Source organism: Microbacterium sp. (assembly GCF_031988965.1).
In the GTDB taxonomy this organism is placed as follows: domain Bacteria; phylum Actinomycetota; class Actinomycetes; order Actinomycetales; family Microbacteriaceae; genus Microbacterium.
Map to the genome: position 1 here is coordinate 1 of NZ_DALZXX010000129.1, position 8,245 is coordinate 8,245.

Below are 8,245 nucleotides of genomic sequence, written 5' to 3' on the forward strand. Positions count from 1 at the left end.
GCGACATCGGCCGTCGTCGCCACCGCCGCCGAGGCGGTGCCGTCGAGGGAGGCGCGAACCAGATCTCCCGAGCCGTCACGGTTGACACGCAGCACGTGCTCGGCCGCCTCGACCGCGGCGCGAACCCACTCTGGTTCGGCGAACGCGGCCCCCGCACGCGCGAGCGCGGCGATCGCGAGCCCGTTCCAGCCGGTGATGACCTTGCCGTCGACGGCCGGCGGTTCGAGCTCACCGCGCTCGGCCACGGGCCGCAGGTAGTAGCCGCCCTCGCTGCGCTGCCCGTCGATCCACGACTCCGAATCCTGCGCCGCACCGAATCCCCCACCGTCACTGCGCAGTGTCCGCAACAGGAAGGCAGCGATCCCCCGCGCGGTCGACTCGTCGCCCGCATCCAGTGCCACCTCGAGCAGCTGTGCGTTGTCGGTCAGCATCCGCTCGTAATGCGGCACGGTCCAGTCGCGCTGGGTGGCGTAGCGGAAGAATCCGCCGTCCTCATCGCGCAGAGCCGATGCTCTCATCGCCCCGAGTGCCCGCTCGGCAGATGCCGCGGCATCCGGTGCCTCCCTGCGCACGAGCGGCGTCTGCAGAAAGCGGAGCGTCGTGGCGACCGGGAACTTCGGCGCACCCCCGAAGCCGCCGAACTGCGGATCCTCGCGCTCCGCGATCGACACGGCGGCCGTCGCGATCGCCTCGGCATCGGGCAGGTCCGACGGCATGGACGCAGCCGCCTGGGCGAGCGCCGCGGTCACGGCATCCGCCGACTCCTCGGCCTGCGCGCGCCTCACGGTCCACGCCTCGTGCACGGCGGCGAGCACATCACGGAACCCGGGCAGCGGCTGTCTCGCGACCGGCGGCCAGTAGGTGCCCGCGTAGAAGGTGCGACCGCGCGGCGTCGTGAAGACGGTGAGCGGCCAGCCCAGATTCTGAGTGAACGCGGAGGCGGCGGCCATGTAGGCGCCGTCGACGTCAGGATGCTCTTCGCGGTCGACCTTGACCGCCACGAAGTTCTCGTTGATCGCCGCCGCCGTCTCGGCGTCGGCGAACGACTCCCGCGCCATCACGTGGCACCAGTGGCAGGTCGAGTAGCCGATCGAGATGAGGATCGGCACCCCGCGGCGCTCGGCCTCGGCGAAGGCCTCCGGTCCCCACGGGTACCAGTCGACGGGATTGTCGGCGTGGGCGCGCAGGTAGGGGCTGAGCGTGTCGGCGAGCCGGTTCGTCATACCTTCACGCTACGCGCGTGCAGGGCCCGTCGGGCCGGTCAGGAGACGAGCAGCGGTTCGACGGGGCGCGATGCGGCGTACCCGACCAGGGGCAGAGCGCGCTCGGCGGCGAGCGTGATCCGCGCTTGCAGCACATCGGAGCTGATCACGTAGCCGTCGAAGTCGGTGTTGCTCGCGTAGACCCCGACCGGAAGCGTCAGCGCCTGGAAGAACGCGAACAGCGGGCGCAGCTGGTGCTCGATGATCAGAGCATGGCGCTCGCCGCCGCCGGTCGCCGCGAGCAGCACCGGCTTGCCGACGAGGTCGTACTGGCCGACGAAGTCGAACAGGTGCTTGAAGAGTCCGGTGAACGAGGCCCGGTAGACGGGGCTGCCCACGATCAGCAGGTCTGCCTGCTCGATCGCGACGAGCTTCTCCTCGACACGCTCCGGCAGCTGGTCCCTGCGCAGCGCACCCGCGAGCGACGGCCCGATGTCGGTGAGCTCGATGACCTCGATCTCGACCTCGGCACGCTCGGCGACAGCACCGGCGATCGCACGGATGAGAGCCGTGGTCTTGCTGGGCTCGTGCAGGGAGCCGGACACGGCGACGACACGGTAGGGAGCTGTCATGCGGTCGACGCTACTCACGACGACGCCCCGTGTCGCGGTCGGCGACACGGGGCGTCATCTGTCGAAACGGAACGCCTCAGTTGACGTCGTTCGGGTGCGAGCCCACACGGCCCGAGCCGTCGAGGGGGTCGAGCGCGTCGATCGCCGCGATCTCGGCATCGGTCAGCTCGAAGCCGAACACATCGAGGTTCTCGCGCAGGCGCTCGGCGCGCACCGACTTCGGGAAGACGATGAAGCCCTTCTGCAGGTGCCAGCGCAGCACCGCCTGAGCCGGGGTGACGTCGTGTGCGGCGGCCGCGTCGGCGATCGCCGGGGTGCCGAACAGGTCGTACTTGCCCTGACCGAGAGGGCCCCACGACTCGATGCGGATGCCGTGCGCGGTCGCCCAGTCGACGATGTCGCGCTGCTGGTAGGCCGGGTGCAGCTCGATCTGGTTGACCGCGGGGGTCACGCCGGTCTCGGCGACGACGCGCTCGAGGTGCGGCACGAGGAAGTTCGAGACGCCGATGCTGCGCGTCAGCCCCGCCTCGCGAAGCTCGACGAGCTTCGCGAACGCGTGCACGTAGTCGTCCTTCGCAGGGGTCGGCCAGTGCACCAGGTACAGGTCGACCGCGTCGAGACCGAGCTTCTCGAGGCTCTCGGCGATCGCCGCATTCGGCTCGTCGTCGTGGTGGCGGTCGTTCCACAGCTTCGTCGTGATGAAGAGCTCGTCGCGAGCGATGCCGGAGGCCGCGATCGCCGCGCCCACGCCCTCTTCGTTGCCGTAGATCGCCGCGGTGTCGATGTGACGGTAGCCGATCTCGAGCGCTTCGCTCACGGCACGCTCGGTCTCGTCGGCGGGCACCTTGAAGACGCCGTAGCCGAGCTGGGGGATGGAGTTGCCGTCGTTCAGTTCGAGTGCAGGAATCGTCATGCATCCAGCCTAGGAGCACTCGTGGCGGGCGGGGCCGCCGGAGCGGTCGCCATGGCGGTCGCCGCCCTGCCGACGAGTCGTTCGAGCGGACCGCGTCCCACGAGGATCGACCACAGCGACGTGGCCAGCAGCAGCATGATCGCGGTCGCCGCCCAGAACTCGTTGCTCGTGAAGAAGCCGCCGGGACCGCCGATCAGCGCGGTCGAGAGCACATGCGCGCTGTACGCCGTCAGCGGCATCGAGCCCAGGGCGCCGAGCGGCAGCAGCACCCAGCGCAGGGGCCTGCTGAGCAGCAGACAGAGCGCGATCACGACGAGCGCGAATCCGCCGGACCCCAGGATCTCGGCGGTGCCGCCCGAATGCGCGTCGACGCCGAATACACCGGCGAGCACCGCGCCGACCGGGTCGCCGTCGGCCACGGCCGCCGGATAGGTGCTCCAGCCCGTGCTGATCGCCGCGCCGGACCCCGAGGCGCCGTCTGCACCGCCCAGACCGGCGAGCGCACCGACGAGGCCGAGTCCGTAGCCCACGACCATCAGGGCGAGTCCGACCGCGAGAGCTCCCGCCGCCGTCTCGAGTCTCTCGACGTGCAGCCGCCCCAGTGCCATGCCGCCGAAGACGAAGGCGAGCCAGACCGTGATGGGGTACGACCCGTAGAACACCAGTCCGATGCCGGGGCCCGACGGATGCAGCGCGAGCACTGCCACGAGTGCGAGCAGCGCGGGTCCGGCGAGGGCGAGGACGGCCGCCGTGAGCAGCAGCTTCCATGGCGCCCAGCGCAGAAAGGGGATGACGGCGACGTACAGCAGACCGTAGAGGGTGAGGATCACGGCGATCGGGGTGTTCAGGAGCTCGAGCGCCAGGCCGATCAGGAAGATCACGGCACCGCGTCCCACCAGCTGCAGGCGGATGCTCGGCAATCGTGCCGGATCGGGGCCCGCGCTGCGACCCGTCATGAGCGCGATCGACACCCCGGCGAGCACGGCGAAGAGGATCGAGGAGCGCCCGTTGACGAGGTCGCCCCACGTCGACGGCTCGAACGGATCGAAGGGAGCGGACACTCCGATGTGCGCCCCCGCCATGCCGAGGATCGCCAGGCCGCGCGCGACGTCGAGTCCGAGGATGCGCGGGGGACGACCGAAGTCGTGGAACCACTGTGTCGGATTCGACCTCGGTGTCGGATCCGACCACGGTGTGGGGGTGTGCGCGACGGTCATTCGACGATCGTAAGGGTCGATCCCGTCATACGATGGAGGGCTATGTCCTCCCCCGTGATCATCTATCCTCCCGAGCTGCCCGTCAGCGCCGCCCGGGAGGAGATCGCCGACGCCATCCGCGACCACCAGGTCGTGATCGTCGCGGGCGCCACCGGGTCGGGCAAGACCACGCAGCTGCCGAAGATCTGCCTCGAGCTCGGGCGCGAGCGCATCGCGCACACCCAGCCCCGACGCCTCGCCGCGCGCACGATCGCCGAGCGCGTCGCCGACGAGCTGCAGGTCGAGCTCGGCACCCTCGTCGGCTACAAGGTGCGCTTCACCGACAAGGTGTCGGACGACACCCGCATCGCGCTGATGACCGACGGCATCCTGCTCAACGAGATCAACCGCGACCGGTTGCTGCGCCGCTACGACACGATCATCATCGACGAGGCGCACGAACGCTCACTCAACGTCGACTTCCTGCTCGGCTACCTGGCGCGACTGCTGCCGGAACGGCCTGACCTCAAGGTCATCATCACCTCGGCGACCATCGACCCCGAGAGCTTCGCGAAGCACTTCGCCGCGGCGGACGGCACCCCCGCCCCGATCATCGAGGTCTCGGGCCGCACGTATCCGGTCGAGATCCGGTATCGGGGTCGTGACGAGGAGACGGCCGAGGGCGGCGAAGAGGGTGACGAGGTCACCGCGATCGTCGCGGCCCTGCGCGAACTCGACCGCGAGGCCCCCGGTGACGTGCTCGTGTTCCTCCCCGGCGAAGCCGAGATCCGCGACGCGGCGGATGCCGTGCGCGGCGCGTACTCCAAGGACCGATCCCCCACCGAGGTCCTGCCGCTGTACGGTCGCCTCTCGGCGGCCGAGCAGCACCGGGTGTTCGAGAAGAGCCGCGTCGCCGGCGTCCGCCGCCGCGTCGTGCTCGCCACCAACGTCGCCGAGACGAGCCTCACAGTTCCCGGCATCCGCTACGTGATCGACACCGGCACCGCCCGCATCTCGCGGTACAGCAACCGCTCGAAGGTGCAGCGACTGCCGATCGAAGCCATCTCGCAGGCATCCGCGAACCAGCGCTCCGGCCGCGCCGGGCGCACCAGCGACGGCATCGCGATCCGTCTCTACAGCGAAGAGGACTTCGAGAAGCGGCCGGAGTTCACCGAGCCCGAGATCCTGCGCACCTCGCTCGCCTCGGTCATCCTGCAGATGCTGTCGCTCGGCTTCGGCGACATCACGGCGTTCCCGTTCCTCACGCCTCCCGATTCGCGGGGTGTGAAGGCGGCGTTCGATCTGCTCACGGAGCTCGGCGCGGTACGCCCGTCGGCGGGTTCGGATCCCCAGACGCTGACGCGCATCGGTCGCGACATCTCGCGCATCCCGATCGATCCGCGGTTCGCCCGCATGCTGATCGAGGCGGGGCGTCCTGGCGGCACCGACGTCACGCGGGATGTGCTCGCGATCGTGGCCGGCATGTCGATCCAGGACGTGCGCGAGCGCCCGTCGCAGGAGGCACCGCAGAGCGTGCGCGACGACGCGGACCGCATGCACGCCCGCTTCGCCGACCCCACGAGCGACTTCCTCTCGATCCTGAACCTGTGGAACCACCTGCGAGAGCAGCAGCGCGAGCTGGGCTCGAGCGCCTTCCGCCGGCTGTGCCGCTCGGAGCACCTGAACTACGTCCGTGTGCGCGAGTGGTTCGACGTGCATCGCCAGCTGCGATCGCTGATCAAGACCAAGGACTCATCCGGTTCGGGGACGGCGGATCCGGATGCGATCCATCGGGCGCTCCTCTCGGGACTCCTGTCGCAGATCGGCATCCTCGATGAGCGCCAGACGGGCAAGGGCGTCGATCCGAAGAAGAAGCGGATGGCCGAGTATCGCGGTGCCCGCGGCATCCGCTTCTCGATCTTCCCCGGTTCGGCCCTGCGTAAGAAGAGCCCGCAGGCCGTCATGGCCGCCGAGATCGTCGAGACCTCGCGCACCTATGCGCGCACGGTCGCCGCGATCGACCCCGCCTGGGCGGAGGCGATCGCGGGCGACCTCGCCAAGCGGCAGGTCACCGAGCCGCACTGGTCGAAGGATGCCGGGGCCGCCGTCGCCTACGAGAAGGTGACGCTGTTCGGGGTCGAGATCATCCCGCGGCGTCGGGTGCAGTTCGCCCGGATCGACCGCCCCGCCTCGCGCGAGCTGTTCGTTCGCCACGCGCTCGTCGAGGGCGAGTGGGATCCGACGCGCATCGACAAGCGCGTGAGCGCGTTCTGGCGCAGCAACGCCGAACTGCGCAAGAGACTCGAGAAGCTCGAGGAACGGGAACGCCGTCGTGACATCCTCGCGGGTGACGAGGCCGTCTTCCGCTTCTACGACGAGCGCATCCCGTCCGACGTCTTCGATGTGCGCTCGTTCGAGAAGTGGTGGCGCGAGCAGCTCGCCTCGACGCCGAAGCTGCTCGTGATGCGCGAGGCCGACCTGCTCGACGACGACAGCCGTGCCGATCAGAACGAGTTCCCGACGCGGTGGACGCAGGGCGATCAGGTGCTCGGGCTCGCGTACCGGTTCGAGCCCGGCGCCGCCGACGACGGCGTGAGCGTCGTGATTCCGCTCCCCCTGCTCGCGCAGATCGAGGACCGCGGCTTCGACTGGCAGGTGCCTGGCCTGCGGGCGGAACTGGTCACGGGTCTGCTGCGTGCGCTGCCGAAGGCGATCCGTCGTCACGTGGTTCCCGCGGCGGACTGGGCCGACAAGTTCGGCGCCGAGCTCACCGGAGAGGGCCCCGAGTCGCACGGTGGACTTCCGAACCGCACGCTCAAGGAGGCTCTCGCCCGCCTGATCCAGCCGCTCGCGAACCAGTTGGTCTCCGCGGCGGACTTCGAGGACGACCGGGTGCCCGCGCACCTGCGCATGAACTTCCGCGCCGTCGACGAGCGCGGTCGCGTCGTGGGATCGGACCGCGACCTCAGCGCGCTGCAGACGCAGCTCGCCGACCGTGCGCGCAGCAGCGTCGCCCGGTCGATCGCGGCACCTCCCCGTCGCCCCGGCCCCTCGAAGGGGCCGCAGCCCACTGCCGTCGCCACCTCGATCGAGAAGGACGGCCTCACCACCTGGACGTTCGGCGACCTGCCCGAGGTGCTCGACACGCGCGTCGCCGGCGGGGTCGTGCGCGGCTATCCGGCGATCGTCGATCAGGGCAAGACCGTCTCGGTGCGGGTGGAGTCCACGGCGGATGCGGCGGCCGCGGCCACCCGCACAGGTGTGCTTCGCCTCGTGCTGCTCGGCGTGCCCTCGCCCTCCTCGTACGTGCAGCAGCACCTCACGAGCCAGGAGAAGCTCGCACTCGCCGCGTCGCCCTACCAGTCGGCCGCCGCGCTGATCGAGGACTGCCGCGCCGCCGTCGTGCAGAGTGCGATCGACCGCGCGGCTCCCGGCGGCATCATCCGCACCGAGGCCGAGTTCGTGCGTGTGCGCGACGCCGTCTCGGCGTCGCTCGTCGACGACCTCTTCGCCTGCGTGTCGCTCGTCGCGCGTATCCTCACCAAGACGCGTGACGTCGAGCGCGGCATCAAGTCGCAGAACTCGCTCTCGCTGCTCGGGCCCCTGAACGACATCCGCACCCAGCTCTCGGGACTGCTGCATCCCGGGTTCGTCTCGGCGGCGGGCGTCGAGCGCCTCGCGCACTTCCCGCGCTACCTCGACGGGATGCTCGAGCGGCTGAAGACGCTGGCGAACGAGCCGGGCAAGGATCGCACGCGTATGACGGAGTTCGAGCGCATGGCGAAGGTCTACGAAGATGCCGGGGGCACGATCCCGCTCGCGGCCGATGCACCTGCGGCGCTCGTCGAGACGCGCTGGCTGCTCGAGGAGTATCGCGTCAGCGTGTTCGCGCAGCGCCTCGGCACCGCTCAGCCCGTCTCTCCTCAGCGGATCATGAAAGTGCTGGCGTCGCGGGGGTAGCCTGAGGTCATGGCTCGCGCGATCGTCTACACGGAGTTCGGTTCCCCTGATGTGCTGCACCTGATCGAGGTGCCCGATCCGATCGCGCTGAACGGCGAGGCGGTGGTGCGCATCGAGGCCGCCGGGGTCAACCCGATCGATGCCAAGCTGCGCAGCGCCAAGCGCCCTTCACCGCCCATCACCGAACCGCGTGGCGTGGGCTTCGACGGCGCCGGGGTGATCGAGTCACTCGGCGACGACGTGGAGGCCTTCGCCGTCGGCGACCGCGTGGCGATCCGCGACACCGTCGGCACCTACGCGAGCCTGCTCGCCGTGCCGGTCGAGATGCTCGTCGCCCTTCCC

At 70.0% G+C, this 8,245-nt stretch carries 6 protein-coding genes; 2 read left to right on the forward strand and 4 right to left on the reverse strand.

The genetic code is table 11. The features are described 5' to 3' along the window. The 4 genes from RTM68_RS15280 to RTM68_RS15295 all read right to left on the reverse strand — a co-directional run. Positions 1-1,223 (reverse strand): DUF255 domain-containing protein (locus RTM68_RS15280; RefSeq protein WP_312172504.1); only part of this gene is annotated, 1,223 nt, incomplete at its 3' end. A 38-nt stretch (positions 1,224-1,261) separates the two neighbouring features. Further along, a complete protein-coding gene (msuE, locus tag RTM68_RS15285; RefSeq protein ID WP_312172506.1) occupies positions 1,262-1,834 on the reverse strand; it encodes an FMN reductase in 573 nt (190 codons plus the stop codon). Between the two features lie 76 nt (positions 1,835-1,910). Next, positions 1,911-2,747 (reverse strand): aldo/keto reductase, encoded by an 837-nt coding sequence (locus tag RTM68_RS15290; protein WP_312172509.1) that lies wholly within the window; start codon positions 2,745-2,747, stop codon positions 1,911-1,913. Beyond that, positions 2,744-3,964, reverse strand: coding sequence for a heparan-alpha-glucosaminide N-acetyltransferase domain-containing protein (locus RTM68_RS15295; protein WP_312172510.1), 1,221 nt, complete (start codon positions 3,962-3,964; stop codon positions 2,744-2,746). The genes RTM68_RS15290 and RTM68_RS15295 overlap by 4 nt, the downstream gene beginning before the upstream one ends. A 42-nt stretch (positions 3,965-4,006) precedes the next feature. Here RTM68_RS15295 and hrpA point away from each other — a divergent pair, with 42 nt between their 5' ends. Together hrpA and RTM68_RS15305 are read left to right on the forward strand one after the other, a co-directional pair. Further along, positions 4,007-7,903 (forward strand): ATP-dependent RNA helicase HrpA, encoded by a 3,897-nt coding sequence (hrpA, locus tag RTM68_RS15300; protein WP_312172513.1) that lies wholly within the window; start codon positions 4,007-4,009, stop codon positions 7,901-7,903. A 9-nt stretch (positions 7,904-7,912) separates the two neighbouring features. After that, positions 7,913-8,245 (forward strand): alcohol dehydrogenase catalytic domain-containing protein (locus RTM68_RS15305; RefSeq protein WP_312172514.1); only part of this gene is annotated, 333 nt, incomplete at its 3' end.